Origin of the sequence: Corynebacterium cystitidis (assembly GCF_900187295.1) — a bacterium.
GTDB lineage: Bacteria > Actinomycetota > Actinomycetes > Mycobacteriales > Mycobacteriaceae > Corynebacterium > Corynebacterium cystitidis.
Genome location: NZ_LT906473.1, coordinates 2936821 through 2953135 on the forward strand (window position 1 = coordinate 2936821; position 16315 = coordinate 2953135).

The 16315-nt window shown below is 58.3% G+C and carries 14 protein-coding genes; 12 read left to right on the plus strand and 2 right to left on the minus strand.

The annotated features are described in order from the left end of the window. Positions 1-155 precede the first annotated feature (155 nt). On the plus strand, positions 156-593 hold the full coding sequence (locus CKV99_RS13815) for a DUF6924 domain-containing protein (RefSeq protein WP_092258193.1): 438 nt from the start codon (positions 156-158) through the stop codon (positions 591-593). Here CKV99_RS13815 and CKV99_RS13820 read toward each other — a convergent pair. Further along, positions 590-856 carry a suppressor of fused domain protein gene (locus CKV99_RS13820; RefSeq protein ID WP_092258190.1) on the minus strand — a complete coding sequence of 89 codons (267 nt, stop codon included), beginning with the start codon at positions 854-856 and terminating at the stop codon, positions 590-592. The genes CKV99_RS13815 and CKV99_RS13820 overlap by 4 nt on opposite strands. A 76-nt stretch (positions 857-932) precedes the next feature. Continuing rightward, positions 933-2246: an HNH endonuclease signature motif containing protein gene (locus CKV99_RS13825; RefSeq protein ID WP_092258187.1), complete on the minus strand. Its 1314-nt coding sequence runs from the start codon at positions 2244-2246 to the stop codon at positions 933-935. Between the two features lie 317 nt (positions 2247-2563). Between CKV99_RS13825 and CKV99_RS13830 the strand changes: the two genes are divergently transcribed. From CKV99_RS13830 to CKV99_RS13880, 11 genes are all read left to right on the plus strand, one after another. Further along, positions 2564-3148 (plus strand): arsenate-mycothiol transferase ArsC, encoded by a 585-nt coding sequence (locus CKV99_RS13830; RefSeq protein ID WP_092258184.1) that lies wholly within the window; start codon positions 2564-2566, stop codon positions 3146-3148. Positions 3149-3552: 404 nt separating this feature from the next. Then, on the plus strand, positions 3553-4149 hold the full coding sequence (locus tag CKV99_RS13835; RefSeq protein ID WP_092258181.1) for a three-helix bundle dimerization domain-containing protein: 597 nt from the start codon (positions 3553-3555) through the stop codon (positions 4147-4149). A 172-nt stretch (positions 4150-4321) separates the two neighbouring features. After that, the gene (locus tag CKV99_RS13840; RefSeq protein WP_092258177.1) at positions 4322-6259 is read left to right on the plus strand and encodes a glycosyltransferase; all 1938 of its coding nucleotides are present in this window, start codon (positions 4322-4324) and stop codon (positions 6257-6259) included. Then, positions 6246-6758 carry a phosphatase PAP2 family protein gene (locus CKV99_RS13845; protein ID WP_092258174.1) on the plus strand — a complete coding sequence of 171 codons (513 nt, stop codon included), beginning with the start codon at positions 6246-6248 and terminating at the stop codon, positions 6756-6758. The genes CKV99_RS13840 and CKV99_RS13845 overlap by 14 nt, the downstream gene beginning before the upstream one ends. After that, positions 6755-7747 carry a decaprenyl-phosphate phosphoribosyltransferase gene (locus CKV99_RS13850; RefSeq protein ID WP_092258172.1) on the plus strand — a complete coding sequence of 331 codons (993 nt, stop codon included), beginning with the start codon at positions 6755-6757 and terminating at the stop codon, positions 7745-7747. The genes CKV99_RS13845 and CKV99_RS13850 overlap by 4 nt, the downstream gene beginning before the upstream one ends. A 15-nt stretch (positions 7748-7762) precedes the next feature. Then, positions 7763-9559: a hypothetical protein gene (locus CKV99_RS13855; RefSeq protein ID WP_092258169.1), complete on the plus strand. Its 1797-nt coding sequence runs from the start codon at positions 7763-7765 to the stop codon at positions 9557-9559. Positions 9560-9641: 82 nt separating this feature from the next. After that, entirely contained in the window at positions 9642-10658 is a 1017-nt protein-coding gene (locus tag CKV99_RS13860; protein WP_092258166.1) for an alpha/beta hydrolase, read from the plus strand. Between the two features lie 257 nt (positions 10659-10915). Continuing rightward, positions 10916-12862, plus strand: coding sequence for an alpha/beta hydrolase-fold protein (locus CKV99_RS13865; RefSeq protein WP_092258163.1), 1947 nt, complete (start codon positions 10916-10918; stop codon positions 12860-12862). Between the two features lie 3 nt (positions 12863-12865). Then, positions 12866-13336, plus strand: coding sequence for a DUF732 domain-containing protein (locus tag CKV99_RS13870; RefSeq protein WP_092258160.1), 471 nt, complete (start codon positions 12866-12868; stop codon positions 13334-13336). A 15-nt stretch (positions 13337-13351) separates the two neighbouring features. After that, positions 13352-14278 carry a cutinase family protein gene (locus CKV99_RS13875; protein ID WP_092258157.1) on the plus strand — a complete coding sequence of 309 codons (927 nt, stop codon included), beginning with the start codon at positions 13352-13354 and terminating at the stop codon, positions 14276-14278. Between the two features lie 80 nt (positions 14279-14358). After that, positions 14359-16206, plus strand: a complete 1848-nt coding sequence (locus CKV99_RS13880) for a FadD32-like long-chain-fatty-acid--AMP ligase (protein WP_092258154.1) — start codon at positions 14359-14361, stop codon at positions 16204-16206. Positions 16207-16315: the final 109 nt, after the last annotated feature.

The window sequence follows — 16315 nt, forward strand, 5'->3', positions numbered from 1 at the left end:
CGCTCGATGCTGGTGGAATTCTGACGTGGCATGAAACCGACATAACCTTTAAGCCTGTCCATTGCCTTAGTAATCGGTAACGAGAAGTTTTGAGAAGACCACTGGGATTGAGCGTTGGGGGCAGCAGGTACTCGTCGTCAAGTAAAGTACCGGCCATGAAGCTTCCTGAGCTCGCCGACATGTCCCTCTATCTGTTTCGCACCGACTATTCCGACGACGCCGCGTGGCAATCCTGCCTTGTCGTCGCGACCAAAGCCTACGATGGCGAGGATTTTGAGAGCCTCGGAGCTGAGGTCACGCCCGTCGACAACCCGTCGCTGGAGGGGCTGACACCGCAGCAGCTTGAACGGCTAGACGGTAACGACTTTGAATTTCTTGTTGCCGATGCCCGGACGATGCGCGATCACACCTTCCTCGTGGTTTACAACACCACTACTGATCCTGCGGATGCTGCTGCGCTAATGGCGGATGGCATCAGCCTGGAACCGTTTCGTGTGCTACCCGAGCAGCTAGAGGGGATCGTGGCTAACTTGTCGCTGGCCAACTTGGATTTTTGGGAGCTTGCACCGGCCGACGACGAGACACGCCCCTAGACCACTGAAGGTCGGCCTGGGTGAGCGCCTTCGGAAATACCGGCGTCATAGAGCGCATCGAGGATCGTGTGGGGATTGTCATTGAGGGCCGCGCGTAGTTCTTGTTCATAGAGCGGGAACAGACCCAAGAAGTGAACGACGCGCCCGTTAGCCTCGGTTCGAAGCAGGTCTCCGTTGGTGTCAATCGAAATAGCTCCTCCCGCTACAGTGCCGGATAAATCGCCGCCAGGGTAGGTGCCCTCTAATTCGAGAAAGTGTGGCACTTGAATTAGCTCGGGTGGAGTCGAAACCTAATACAGTAGCGTCAGCAACATCTGCAGCTTTCCATCCGCGCGGACATTAGAACGGTGGTGCTTCCGGATTGAGTTCAACGCTGGAAGTAGCTTCACCCCATGCGGCAGGTTTCGGTGCTGCGGGCATCTTCGGCTTTTTCTTTGGGCCTGGTTTGTTGCGACGCAGTTTCGCTTTCTGGGCGAGCGTTTGGGTCCAACGTGCCCCCTTGGGTGAAAGCGGCCCTTCGGCTTCGTCGACGCGGTAGGTGCCGTCGTTGAATAGCCAGTACACGTCGCCGGTAAAAGGATCCAGAATGTAGCTGACCGAGCCGTCAGTTTTGCGGTTGTGGTGGTAGCGGCAGAGGCAGATCATGTTGGCTGCGGTTGTTGGGCCACCGTCGTCGAAGTTCACGCAGTGGTCTTTGTCTGTTCGCACTGCGGGTTTGTTGCATCCTGGCCAGCGGCAGGTTCCATCGCGACCTTCGAGGTGTGCCTTGATCCGGTCGGTCACAGTATAGGAGTTGGTTTTTTCAGTGCCCGCGGTGCTGATGTCACGGGTGGTGGTTGCTTCGTCCTTTATGGTCCGGCTGTCGCGGGGGCCGAAGAACCCCACGGTGGAGGTCCAGGCGGGGGAGTCTGCAATATCACTTGCTGCATAGATGTTTAGGGTGACGGATACATCTGTCCCGTTGAGTAGGATATCGGCGTGGGCTGCGGAGATAGACAGCCCATGTTTCTTCGCATGGGCACGGATCACTGCTTCTATTTTGCAGGTTGTGGGTGCATCCCAGGTGGTGGAGACAATAAACGAGCCGTCGTCATTCTCGTCGATGCTAAAGCGCGGGTTGAAGGTATTTTCGTCGTCACGCTCCTGGTCTGCGTCGTCATTATCGTCTTCGTCTAAGTCTTCGTTGAGTTGGCGAAGTAGATCCTTCAAGCGGTTGATGACTTGCCTGGTGCCGGGCATCGCCTGGTTGGGTTTCGTGGGTGTGAGGTATTTGGTGAGGAACGCATCGACAGCCTCTTGTTTGCTTTCATCGTCCCAGAATGTTTTGCAGGATAGTGTCTGGCTGATCCCGCGGAGGAGATGGATGCTGACATGTCCGAGCTTGTCGATAAGCTCGCTGAACAGTGGAAGGTGATTGAGCGTTTCAATGGCCAGCAAGTTGTTGGTGATCATGTGCTCGGTGTAGCCAAGATCTGCGGTGAGCGTCGCGGCGTAGGCGGACCAGTCGCACGTGTGGATCTCAGGCAACGCCTGAATATAAAGGTCGCGCCAAAAATCGAGTTCTAGATGTCGAAGTGCTGCTGCTTGCTCCGCTAGCGGAGTTTTGGCGCAGATGGAATAGAAAGCGGTCGGTGAGTTTGTGGTAGGAGTCATTGCTCGCTACACCCCCTGTTGTAGTCCCCGTTGTGATGTCTTGGCTCCATTTTTGCATATCGAACACACTGGCGAAATAGGTTATGAAAAAACTCACAAAACACACCGGGGTGCAATAACCGATTCGGTAGGGCTAGCAGTGTAGAACGTGTGCTCTAATCGGTGAAACTGTAGCTCGCGTTGCGACGACACCCTCTGCTTGGCTCAGGCGCTCGTCGACAAGCGGTACTTGCATAAGGGGTGTACACCTGCGTAAAGTTAACGGTAGGTTAACAAAGAGGAAACGATGAGTTTCCCAATGATGAAAGGCAACCGACATGACTGCCACTGTGACTGATCGCTTCCGGATCATCCGTGAGGATCTCCATCGTCGCTTCGGTGGATCCGTTGAGGCGCGTGAAATTGACCGCGTGGTCGATGAAACTATCGCTGCACATTCTGATGCGGCCCTGGATGAGTTTGTGCCAATCATGGTTGAGCGCGATGCCCGTGCTGCGCTATTCAAGTTAGGTACGAAGCGCCCGGAAGTGCTGTTCGCCTCAAAAAATACTGCTGCTCGCGCTCAGCTGGCCTACGCTTACCTGCGTCACATTGCCGGCGACGAAGTTTATGCCCGCACCGCGGCTGTGCAGGGGCGCAAACCGGTCGATCCGATGGTGGTGCAGGTGCTTGAGGAGCGCGGCATTTCTGCGGACGAGCTATATCAGCGTGATGACGTTGCACGCACGGCGCATCGGGCAGACGTGGTGATCCTGCTTGGTATCGACGAGCTGCCGGACCTGCCCGGCAAACGTTACGAAAGCTGGGATGTGGACCATCCGCGCACCCTGGAGGACGCACGTGCCGTGGCTGATCAGATCGAGCTTAAGGTACGTGAGCTCGTCGCGGACTTGGAGCCCTAAGGGGATCAAGGCGAGAAGTTAACGCTAAAGTTAACGCAAGGTTAACTGAAAGATCGCATCAAAAGGCCCTCATCTATGCAGGTGAGGGTCTTTTTTCGTGCGTATTGCAGTGTTTCCGCTGGTCAATACTTGACAAGTCCCCACTATCTCGTTAAAGTTAACGTCAGGTTAACAAATGAACGGCCGGTTAACGGAAAGCGGGAAGGAAGTGAACTAGATGGGAATTAAAACATTCGTCAATCTCCTGGCCGGAGACACCGCATCTAAGCAAGCAGACCACGGCCTCAACTCATGGGACACGATGGCAGCCAGCCTGCACCGTAACTAGCGGCACAAAGTCGTACACATTCAATTTCACACCAGAAACACATGGCAACCAGAATACTCAATGAAAGGAGGATGCCATGACCGTTATCAACAACATCCGTAAAGACCTCTACTCTCGCTTCGCCTACTCAATCGACACCGAAGCTATTGACCAGGTGCTAGACGCAGCCCTGGAGGAGCACAGCGAGCGCGCCATCGTCCAGGACTTCGTTCCTGTACTTGCGGAACGCGACGCATACAACGAGCTGACACTGTACGCGGCACCGGCCCTGCACATTGAGTTTGCCAACCGTTCGAACCGGGCAATGGCACGTGCGGCAGCCGCATTGGCTCGCGACCTCACAGGGCGTCGCGTCACCGCTACCGTCGCCCCCACCCACCCCGAAAACTCAACCGATGAAAAGGTGGAGTGGGTCATGGACGAGCGGGGCCTGAACGCCCCCGTCGACGAGCGTGAACACCGCACCATGCGCACCCCAGACCTGGTAATTTACCTTGGTGCTGATGAAGCCCACGACCGGGCTGGGCGCAATGCAAGCACCATCGACGTCCCAGACACCGACGGTATGACTGTAGAGCAGGTCCGCGACGTCATTGATGCCTTGACCGAGAAGCTCTCCGCAACCTTGCAGAAGCACGACATTGCCGCCGAAAGTGCGACGCTGCCTGCGTAGCGTAAACAGAGGATAATCCGCGAAAACCCTGGCTTTTGGGCTGGGGTTTTCTGCCTTTTTAACGCGCTGAGCAACGAAACCCGCGACCTAACGCGTGCCAACATTCTGTCTCGCAGGCATCAACTACTAATCTTGAGGGATACAGAGTGCCCCAACACCGAAAGTGAGAATCGTGAAAGCCGTGGATGTTCTCCAGCGCGTGCTCCTGCCACGCAAGGGTGAGCCGCACGATGTGCGCATGCTTTACCTTGTTGAAGCCGAGCAGAATAAACAGCGACTAAAGTGGCCCGACCGCCACCAAGTACACATCCCGGCAGGTGCCGAGGTCTCCTTCCAGACCTACTTCAACGCCTTCCCAGCCTCCTACTGGCGCCGCTGGTCCCAGCTCGACGAGGTCATCCTGACAATGGAGATCACTGGTTCCGCAACCGTTTCGGTCTATCGCTCCAAGGAAGACGGCACCCGCATCTCGGTGACTAATGAAAGTGTTGCTGGAGACAACAACCGCGTTGAAATCCCTCTGCCGTTGAAGAACTTCGAGGATGGTGGCTGGCTCTGGTTCGACATCACCGCAGAAACCGACGTGGTCGTCGATAATGCGGCATGGTGCGCAGGCATCGCACCACAGGCGCAGACCATGCCCGACGGCAGCACTGTTGGCCCCTTCGCCAAGGAAGTGGCTGTGGGCATTCCCACGTTCAACCGCCCCCGCGACGCCGTCAACGCCTTGCATGCACTGGCAGAAGACCCGAAGGTGCTCGAGGCCATCACACACGTGATCATGCCGGACCAAGGTGATCAACATCCCGCCGACGAGCCCGACTTCAAAGAAGCCAAAGAGGCCCTCGGCGATCGCCTGACCATCTACCCGCAGGGCAACCTGGGTGGTTCAGGCGGGTACTCGCGCATCATGTACGAGGCGACGGAGGCTCCTTATATCCTCTACATGGACGATGACATCGCTATCGAACCGGACTCTATCCTGCGCGCGGTCCAGGCGGCCCGCTATGCGAAAAGCCCAATCTTAGTCGGTGGCCAGATGCTCAACCTGCAAGATCGTTCTCAGCTGCGCACCACCGGGGAAGCAGTCAATGGGCATGACTTCATGTGGGGGGCAGCCCCGCACGCCGTTTATGACCACGACTTTGCCGCGTACCCACTCGGTTTCATCGGTACTGACCAGCAGCAGAGCGACCCGAAGTTTAAAGACTCCCGTGCGCTGCACCGCCGCATCGACGTGGACTACAACGGCTGGTGGATGAACCTCTTCCCGCGCGTGGTTGCTGAGCAGCTCGGCCTGCCGCTGCCACTGTTCATTAAGTGGGATGATACTGAATACGCCCTGCGCGCCAAGGCCGCGGGCTTTCCGACGGTCACGTGGCCCGGTGCCGCAATCTGGCACATGGCGTGGGCCGATAAGGATGATGCTATCGACTGGCAGGCCTACTTCCACCTGCGTAATCGCCTGATTGTGGCCGCGATGTATCACGAGGGCGGATTCACCGGCATTGAGCGTTCCATCTTCAAGTCCTCCATGAAGCATATGATGTGCATGGAGTACTCCACCATGGCCATCCAGATCGAGGCCTTGAAGGACGTCCTGGCCGGCCCAGCCCAACTTTTCGACATCCTCGAATCTTCCCTGCCCCGCATCCAGGAGATCCGCCAGCAGTACGATGACGCCAAAGTTATCGAATCCGCCGCTGAACTCCCAGCGCCCACCGGTGCGCCGGGCGTGCCGACGAAAAACGTTGGCGGTCGGCTGGGCAAGGTGAAGAAAATTCCGTGGTTGCTGAAAACCATCAAGCACCTGCGCTCCAAGGAAGACCGCAGCAACTGGGATGCACCACAGCTCAATCTCACGGCGGAGGAAGCACGTTGGTTCACTTTGTCGCGCGTTGACTCAGCTACAGTTTCTACCGCTGGTGGTACCGGTGTAGCATTCCGCAAGCGTGACAAGGAGCTGGCTGAAGACCTGCTGAAGCAGACCCGGGCACTACTCGGTGAAGTCAAAACTAACTGGGACGACCTGAAGCAGCAGTACCGTGCAGCGAAGCCGGACCTGGTCGCCCGCGAAAACTGGAAGAAGATTTTTGATGAGCAAGCGTGAGTCTGACGTACTCGTAGCAATCCAAGACGCCCTATACGATCGTCCTGGTGTGAAACCAGCAGCCCGTGCGCTGAGTGTGATCGGTGAGCACTCCCTGGGTTGGCTGGCGTTATCTGGCGCAGGAGCCGCCATCGTCGTCGATAAGCGTCAACGGCGCAAGTGGCTGGCGCTCGGTGCGGGAGCGTTTACGTCACACGCGGCATCGGTGGTACTCAAGCGCATTGTGCGGCGCACCCGCCCGCATGATCCGCGCATTAAGATTGGGGTATCCACTCCGTCGAAGTTGTCGTTTCCCTCGTCACACTCCACATCGACCACCGCGGCGATGGTGAGTTTGGCGGACATTACCGGGTCGAAGATCCCTTACCTTGGCATTCCCGTGATCATGATCTCCCGTATGGTCTTAGGCGTGCACTACCCCACAGACACCGTCGCCGGTGCCGCGTTGGGCGCGGTGTGTGCGAAGGCCGCGATCGAGATTGAAAGGAAGACTGCGTGAGCGATCATCAAAGACAGCATCCTGAACCGTTTCTGAAGCCAGAACCGCACACCTCGGGCGTGGATGTGAACGTCACCCGTACAGCTCCCAAGAACCTGCCGGATGCGATGATCAAGGCGCTGCGCCCCAAGCAGTGGATGAAAAACGTCCTCGTGGTCGCCGCACCACTGGCCGCCGGCCTTGAGGCGTTCACCGCGCGCACGCTCATAGATGTGGCCATTGCTTTTGTGGCGTTTTGCTTGGCGGCGTCCGCGATCTACCTGATCAATGACGCGCGCGATGTGGACTCTGATCGCGAGCACCCCACGAAGCGGTTCCGCCCGATCGCCTCCGGCATGCTGCCGATCAACCTGGCCTACGGGATGGCGGTGGTGCTGATCCTCGCCGCTATCGGCGTGTCGTTCCTGGCAACGGACGGGCTGGCGCTGGCAATCGTCGTGGGTGTCTACATCGCTTTGCAGCTGGGCTACTGCTTCGGGTGGAAGCACATCCCGGTGATCGATATCGCACTGGTGTCCTCGGGCTTTATGTTGCGCGCGATGGCTGGTGGCGTTGCTGCCGGCATCGAGCTGTCGCAGTGGTTCCTGCTGGTCGCTGCCTTTGGGTCTTTGTTTATGGCCTCCGGTAAGCGCTACGCGGAGCTGCTGCTGTCGGAGCGCACCGGCGCGAAGATCCGCAAAGCGCTCGAGGGCTACACCCCGACCTACCTGCGGTTTGTGTGGACTCTTTCGGCCACAGCAGTGGTGATGAGTTACTCTCTGTGGGCGTTCGAGCTGTCTAACGTCACCGAGGGGTCAGGTTCTATCTGGTATCAAATCTCTTTGGTGCCCTTCGTGATCGCGATTCTGCGTTATGCCGCCGATGTTGACCGTGGACATGGTGGCGCCCCAGACGAGATCGCGTTGCAGGACCGTGTCCTGCAGATTCTCGCGATTGCCTGGCTGGCCTGCATTGTGATGGCAGTCTATGTGATCCCCGGTATCGCGTAATGTAGCATCTAGCGCATGGAAAAAAACGCCCGCATTTCGCTGATTGGGTCCGCAATCATTGCGGGTGTTTTGGCATTGTATGGGGGCTGGACGCGCCGGTGGATGTCCGATGACGGCCTCATCGTTTTGCGCACCGTGCGCAACATTGTGGCTGGCAACGGCCCTGTATTCAACGCGGGCGAACGCGTTGAAGCCAACACGTCCACTGTGTGGCAGTACTTGATCGCGGCCGTCGCGTGGGTTACGCCTGCCAGGCTCGAAGACATCGCCATGTGGTTGGCATTGGGCTTAACGACGATTGCAGCTGTGGTTGCCGTAGTGGCTGCCGCCAAATATTGGGGTGGGGTGGTTGCACCCCTGGGTATCTTTGTTTATTTCGCGCTTCCGCCGGCACGAGACTTTGCCACCTCAGGGCTCGAGTGGGGGCTTTCTCTAGCATGGCTGGCCACGTGGTGGGCGCTGCTTGTGTGGTGGGCGCACCCGGCGGGGCGTCGTTTTTTACCTCCTGTTGGTTACTGGTTAGCGCTGTGGTGCGGGCTGAGCTGGCTGGTGCGCCCGGAACTGGCGCTCTATGGTGGCGTGACCGGAATCGTTTTGTTGTTTGCTGCACAGAACTGGAAGCAGCGGCTCGGCATCCTCGCCGTAGCGCTACCGGTTCCCGCTGCCTACCAAATTTTTCGGATGGGCTACTACGGCCTGCTCACCCCGCATACGGCGGTGGCTAAATCCGCCAGTGATTCGCAGTGGGGCACCGGGTTCGGCTACGCGTGGGATCTGCTCGCACCGTACGCGTTGTATCTCCCACTGATTGTGGTTATTGCACTGCTGGCCTGGTTAGCCCGCGATGTGAGCAATCGCCGCCGCACCATCCTTCTTCTTGTCGCAGGTGTTGCCTTCGCACACATTGTGTATGTGTTGAAGGTGGGCGGTGATTTCATGCACGGCAGAATGTGGCTGCTGCCCTTGTTTGCGCTGCTGCTGCCCGCCATGGTGGTGCCATTGAACAAGGTCACCGGTGCTGCTGTAGCAGCTGTAGTGGTGTGGGCTGCCGTGGTCGTCGTGCGCGCAAACCCGGTTGACTGGGAGGTCTACGAAAACGAAGAGCTGAATATCGTCGATGAGCGCGAATTTTGGTCGAATGCTACCCGTTCCCAGCCCGGCCACCCGCCACGCTATGCGGAGGATTTTCTGTCTGTGAAGGTACTCGGCCCGGACTGGGAGAAGAAGCTCAGCCAGGCCGAAGAGGAGGACGCTGCCCAGCTGACCCACATCATTGTGCAGCGCGAGCCGGAACTGTATTCGTGGTTGACGCTGCCACGTACCGAGCACGAGACAGACCTGCAGGCACACCCCACCACGCTGTATCTGCTCAACCTGGGCATGACCAGTATGAACTCAGAACTTGACGTGCGCGTGCTCGATACCATGGGGCTTTCTACACCTTTGGCGGCGCGCATGCCACGCGATCCCGATGCCCGTGTAGGCCACGATAAATACCTGCCGCTTGAATGGCAGGTGGCGGATACCGCGACCGATCTCAGTGAGTTGCCGGACTGGATCGACGATGAGGTGGCCCGCCAGGCGCGCGCTGCGTTGCGTACACCGGAGATCGCGGAACTGTTGGCGTCGTCGCGCAAGCCGATGAGTTGGGCCCGATTTTGGGAGAATGTGAAATTTTCTTTAACCGGGGGCAGAACTCTTGAGCTTGACGACGACCCAGCAAAATACCTGGACAAAGAAACGCTTGTGAAAATTGAGAATGGAGAGGATCCAGGCTTGACGGGTCAACAAATAGCCTGGTTGGACCGCTAGGCAACGAATTGGTAACGTGCATATAACGCTTTACCTTAAAGCTTCTCAGAATTATCTGTACGTTTCATGCATGAGGAGAACAATGTCCACTCTCACTATGGTTCGGCGCCGGCTAGTGGCGCTCATCACCGCAGTCGCTACCGCTGCGGTACTGATGGTCGTTGGAACCGGCACGGCCGAAGCTGGCCCGCGCGACTGGCTGCGTCCCGACGCAACCGGGCACTGTGAATGGGACGGTGTTGGTTTCTGGGTGCAGCGCTGCGATGTGTGGTCGCCAGCGAACGGCCGTAACATCACCGTGCAGATTCAGCCGGCAGCACGCGGTGGAAACGCAGGTTTCTACCTGCTGGACGGCTTGCGGGCGACCGAGCATACCAATGCGTGGCTGCATGATGTGAATGCGGCACAGACCTACAAGGATTCCAATATCACGTTGGTGATGCCCGTCGGTGGTACCGCATCTTTCTATGCTGACTGGAACGCGCCGGCCACCTACGACTTCAACAACCCAGTCCGGTACAAGTGGGAGACCTTCCTCACTCAAGAGCTGCCAGGCTACTTGCAGCATCACTTTGGTGTAGCACCAAACAATAACTCGATCGCTGGCCTGTCTATGGGTGGTACCGCGGCGATGAACTTGGCTGCGAAGCACCCGAACCAGTTCCGTCAGGTCCTGTCCTACTCGGGCTACCTCACCACCACGCTGCCTGGTGCGCAAACCTTGTTGCGCTTGGCGCTGCTGGATGCAGGTGGATTCAACCTCAATGCGATGTACGGCTCGATGATCTCGCCACGCCGATTTGAAAATGATCCCTTCCACAACATGGATGGCCTGGGCGGCACGGACGTGTACGTCTCTGCAGGTTCCGGTATCCCAGGTATTGCGGACCAAGGAATCTTGCCACAGCACATTGCCTCGGGCGTGGCCTTGGAATGGATTGCCAATCTGTCCACCCGGATGTGGGCAGTGAAAGCGCAAGCTCAGGGGATCAACGTGGCTCAGGACTACCCGCCAAATGGGATTCATAACTGGAACCAGTTTGGTTACCAGCTGGAGCACACGAAGCCACGCGTGCTCGATGTGATGAACGCTTGGTAAGAAGCAGTTCAGAGCTCACCCATTTCGGTGTGTCGCTTCACAAAGCCTCAAGTTGAACTTAAACTTGAGGCTATTGCGATTGTGTAACATTCGCAGTCGCTACACCGACAACTCAGATAGAAAACTAAACACGGCCACAGGCACTGTGGGACCATCCGACAAACGCACGCCCGGGGGAGGGGAACCCCCGGGACGCGTTGATTCGTGGACCGCCGGTGGCCCTCTGTGCACCATCAACACTTTCGAGGACAATTCTTATGCGCTCTTCTGTACACCGTTCCCCGCGTTGGGCTCGTGCTGCTCAGGCAGTGTCGATCCCCACCGTTCTGGCACTTGGCCTGTCAATTGCGCCCGCACATGCGCAAAACTTGCCCGATATGAGCTCCACTATCGGCTCCTCCGGGCTGTCTGACGGCATCCGCCCATCGGATCCGCCACAGCGCACCCCTATCGACACTGAGTACAAGCCAGAGATCGCTGGCCTGCCTGAAGGTGTAGAGGTTGACCGCATCGAGTGGCTGACCAATCGCCGCGTCGCGGTGTGGGTGCAGTCCGCAGCGATGCCTGATGAGCTCATCCAAGTCCAGATCTTGCTGGCCCGCGATTGGCATTCCAACCCTGGCGCGAAGTTCCCAGAAGTATGGGCGCTCGACGGTCTGCGCGCGCGTGACGACGAATCCGGCTGGACCATCGAAACCAATATTGAGCAGTTCTACGCTGATAAAAACGTCAACGTGATCCTGCCTGTGGGCGGTGAGTCCTCTTTCTACGCTGACTGGCGCCAGCCAGACAAAGGCAAGCACTACAAGTGGGAAACCTTCCTCACTAAGGAACTGGTTCCCATCTTGGATAATGAGTTCCGCTCCAACCAGAAGCGCGCCGTCGTCGGACTGTCCATGGGGGGAACCGCCGCGATGAACCTGGCGGAACGCAACCCGTACCTCTTCGACTTCGTTGGTTCTTTCTCGGGCTACCTGGATACCACCTCCAGGGGCATGCCTGAGGCGATCACCGCAGCACAACAGGATGCCGGTGGCTACAACTCCACTAAGATGTGGGGCCCGCTGTACTCGCAGGACTGGATCGACCACGACCCGAAGCTGGGCGTAGAGGCTTTGAAGGACAAGGTTGTCTACGTCTCTGCAGGCAACGGTAAGGATGACTTCGGTCAGCCCGATTCTGTGGCTAAGGGTGCGGCCAACCCAGCGGGTGTGGGCCTTGAGGTGCTATCGCGCATGACTACCGCAACCTTCGTCGACTACGCCAAAAAGGCAGATGTCCAGCCTATTGTGAAGTACCGCCCGTCCGGCGTGCACTCCTGGGAGTACTGGCAGTTCGAGATGGCCGAGGCATGGCCACATATCGCGAATGCGCTGGAAATCCCGACGGAAGACCGTGGTGCGCAGTGTGAGCCGATCGGCGCGATCGCAGAGGCAACCGCGTCCGGCATCATTGGTTCCTGCGTGAACAACGAGTACGACGTGGCTGACGGTGACGGCAAGGCTCAAGACTTCCGCTCCGGCACCGCGTTCTGGTCGCCGAAGACCGGCGCGCAGCCACTGTTCGGCGCCATCCTAGCCAAGTACAACGAGCTGAACGGTCCTGCTGGCTGGCTGGGATTCCCGAAGACCGGTGAGACCGCAACACCAGACGGTAAGGGCCGCTACGTCCACTTCGAAAACGGTTCGATTTACTGGACCCACGAAACCGGCGCATGGGCTATCCCAGGCGATATGTTTGGTGCCTGGGGCCAGAATAACTACGAGCGTGGCCACCTTGGTTACCCAACCGGTGAGGCAGTCAAGATTGGTAAAGGCTACGTCCAACCGTTCCAGGGTGGCTTCCTCACCCGGAACCCTGATGGCTCCCACAACCTAGTCCACGGCGCCATTGCTGCGAAGTATGGCGAGATGAACACTGCTCGGTCTGACCTGGGCTTCCCAACCTCGAACGAGATCGCGATCCGTGGTGGCGCCTTCCAGCAGTTTGAGAAGGGCAATATCTACTGGTCGCCTGAAACGGGTGCTCACGTCATTTACTACGGCGACATCTTCGACCAGTGGGGCAAGTCTGGCTGGGAGCAGGGCCCTCTGGGCTACCCCACAACGGACCTTGAGGAGATCCCAACTGGTGGCCTGACCATTGACTTCCAGAATGGCCGCATCTTCCAGATCAACGGTGTTGTTCGGGAGGAGAGGAAGTAGCTGGTGCGTCGACTCACACTGATCGCAATGACCCTCGCCGCAGCCTTGAGCCTGGCGGCGTGTGGTGGAGCCACGGTCGAAAGCGAGGACGTCACCTCATCGCTCAGCCCGGCACCTGCGACGGTGACCACGTCCGCGACGGAAACCACAACAGAAGACACAACCACCACACCGGTAGCGCCTCGGCCTGACCAGCCGGAAGATATCGGAGCCCGCGAGATCGGCGAAATTCCTAAGCAGGAGCCGCAGTACGCACCTGAAGAACAGGGTTTTCTCGACGAAATCGCAGAATCAAACGTTAACGTTGCCGATGTTGAAGCCCAATTGATTGGTACTGCCCGCACCATCTGCAGGGGAGACACCATCACCCGTGACGCGGTGGCAGGTCAGCTCATCGAGCAAGGCCGCACCGACCTTGACCATCAGGAAGTATCGACGCTTCTCGACGACGCCGCGCACGCCAACCTTTGCTAAAGGAGAACGCGCGCTATGCGTAAACCCGTCACAGTCGCCGCCGTGGTGATCGTCCTCGCCGTCATTGGGCTGGGCGCTTACCAATTCTTTTCCACGAAGGATCAACCGCCGGCAGATCCCGGCCCGATACAAACCCCGCAAGCGGAGCCGGCCCAACCGGACTGGTGCCCGGCGGTAGAATTTATTTCTGCGCCGGGGACGTGGGAATCGTCGGCAAGCGATGATCCCTTCAATCCACAAGCCAATCCTCACAGCTTCATGCTGTCGATAACACAGCCACTGCAGGCGGAGTACGACATCAACCACGTGCGGGTCTGGACGCTGCCGTACACCGCGCAGTTTAAAAACATTCAGTCGCCGAACGAGATGAGCTACGACGATTCCCGCAACGAGGGAACCGCCAAGCTCAACGGCGAACTGGAGTTCATCAACAATACCTGCCCCGGAACGAAATTCATCCTGGCCGGATTCTCTCAAGGCGCTGTCATTGTCGGTGACGTCGCTACCGAGATTGGCCAAGGTAATGGGCCTGTGGCCCCGGACAAAGTCTTGGGTGCCATCATGATCGCCGATGGGCGCCGCGAAAACGGTGTGGGTGTCAACCCCGGAGTAGAGCTAGGCGGCGTGGGGGCAGAGATTGCGCTGGAACCAGTCGAGCGCCTAGTCCAGCCGATCGTGCCTGGCGCGAGCATGCGCGGAGCCCGTGTCGGCGGGTTCGGCGAGCTGCACGACCGCGCCTACCAAATCTGCTCACCGAACGACTCGGTGTGTGACGCACCATTTGATGTGGTCAACGCGCTTGGCCGGGCTGAAGAACTGATCGCGGCGAATGGGTTGCACGCGCAGTATGCCTCAAATTCCGGGGTGATCCCAGGTACCACGGCCAACCAGTGGGTCATCGACTGGACACGTCACGCAGTCGGACAACTGCCTGCCATGTAACATTTGGGGCACGAAACCAAGATAAATAGTAGACGTGGCCTGTCGCCACGGAGCACCTGGACTAGAAATTAAGGAATCCCATGGATCTTTCCAAGCTGATCGCGAAGTTTTATGACGAAGACGGCTCGATCACTCTCGCCCCGCAGCTCACCCTGGCCGGAATGGCCGAAATGATGTACATGGGTGACCTTCAGCTCGGCGGAGGTGAGCGCCACTGCCTGCGCTACTGGGATTACTCCGAGTCCCGCTCAGGCACCCCCGTCGATTTCAACCGCACCGAGATCAACACCCGCATCAAAGCCGTAGCAGCCCGCCTGCAGCAGGTGGGCAAAATGGGAGACCGCGTTGCCATCCTGGCCGGGAACTCGCCTGAATACATTTTCGGCTTCGTCGGCGCGCTCTACGCAGGACAAGTACCGGTTCCGCTCTATGACCCAGAGGAACCCGGCCACGGCGACCACCTGAAGTCCGTCCTCGACGACGCCGGTGTGAAGACCGTGCTGACTAATACCACCTCTGCAACCACAGTGCGCGAATACTTTTCGGAGTTGCCGTCGCGGGAACGCCCGCGTGTTGTAGCCGTCGATACGCTCCCGGATTCCCTAGCGCAGTCCTACCTCAACCCGTCGGCAACCCCGGAGGGCCAGATGGCTGCGATGATGCAAACCGAAATGCCTATCGACACCACCGCATTTTTGCAGTACACCTCGGGCTCAACCCGCAACCCGGCGGGTGTGGAGCTGACCAACCGCTCAATCTTGACAAACGTGCTGCAGATTTACGCAGGCGCGAAACTGCAAATGCCGCTGCGCTTGTCCACCTGGCTGCCACTGCACCATGACATGGGCATCATCTTGACCTTGTTTGTCACCATCATGGGCCTGGAATTTGAGCTGATGGGGCCGCGCGACTTTGTGCAGCAGCCAAAGCGTTGGATCGACCAGCTGAACAAGCGCGATGATGACGAAGACAAATCCATTTACACAGTGGTTCCTAACTTTGCGCTGGAATTGGCTGCCCGTTACGGCAAGCCGGCTGAGGGTGAGAAGCTTGACCTTTCGCGGGTCGACGGCATCATCATTGGGTCTGAGCCCGTGATGGAGTCTGCGGTGGAAGCGTTTGCCGGCGTCTTTGGGGAGTATGGCCTAGACCGCAAGACGTTGCGCCCATCCTACGGTTTGGCGGAGGCGTCCCTGCTGTTGGCCACTCCACAGACGGAGCAGCGCCCGGTGTTTACCCGCTTCGACCGCGACGAGCTGGCCAACGGTAAGGCCGTTGAAAGTGCAGACGGCGTGCCGTTCGCCTCGAATGGTCAGCCCGTATCCAACCTCTACTTCACCATTGTTGACCCAGAGACACGCGCGGAAGTGGCAGACGGTGTTGTCGGCGAGCTGTGGGCGCACGGAGAGAACATGGCCGTGGGCTACCTGGGCCGTGACGAAGAAACCACAGAGACTTTCAAGAACACGCTTGGCGCACGCTTAACGGAAGGTTCGCGTGTGGAAGGTGCACCGGACAACGGCTGGATGGCCACCGGTGACTTAGGCGTGCTGCTCGATGGCCATCTCTACATCACCGGCCGCCTGAAAGACCTTGTGGTGATCGCCGGCCGCAACCACTACCCGCAAGACATTGAGGCCACGGTGGCCGAGGCATCCGAGCATGTACGGCCCGATTCTGTGGCGGCTTTTGCTGTGCCAGGAGATGACGTTGAAAAGCTTGTCCTGTTCGTGGAGCGTGCCGACGACGCCTCTGCCGACGGCGATGCTGCTGCGGAGGAGGCGATCCGCGAAGCTGTGACCAACATTCATGGTATTGCGCCGGAAGAGGTGCGTTTCTTCGCGCCGGGCGAGATCGCTCGCTCATCCTCGGGCAAGATTGCACGCCGGGTGAACCAAAAGAGGTACCTCGAGGCAAATCCACGGTAAACACGGTAAACACGGTAAACACGGCACAGGTGGTGGGTCTCATGTAATGAAGTGAGACAATGAGGCGATAGATTCTTAGTTTCCGTAATTAACAGTCGCGGAAGGAAAG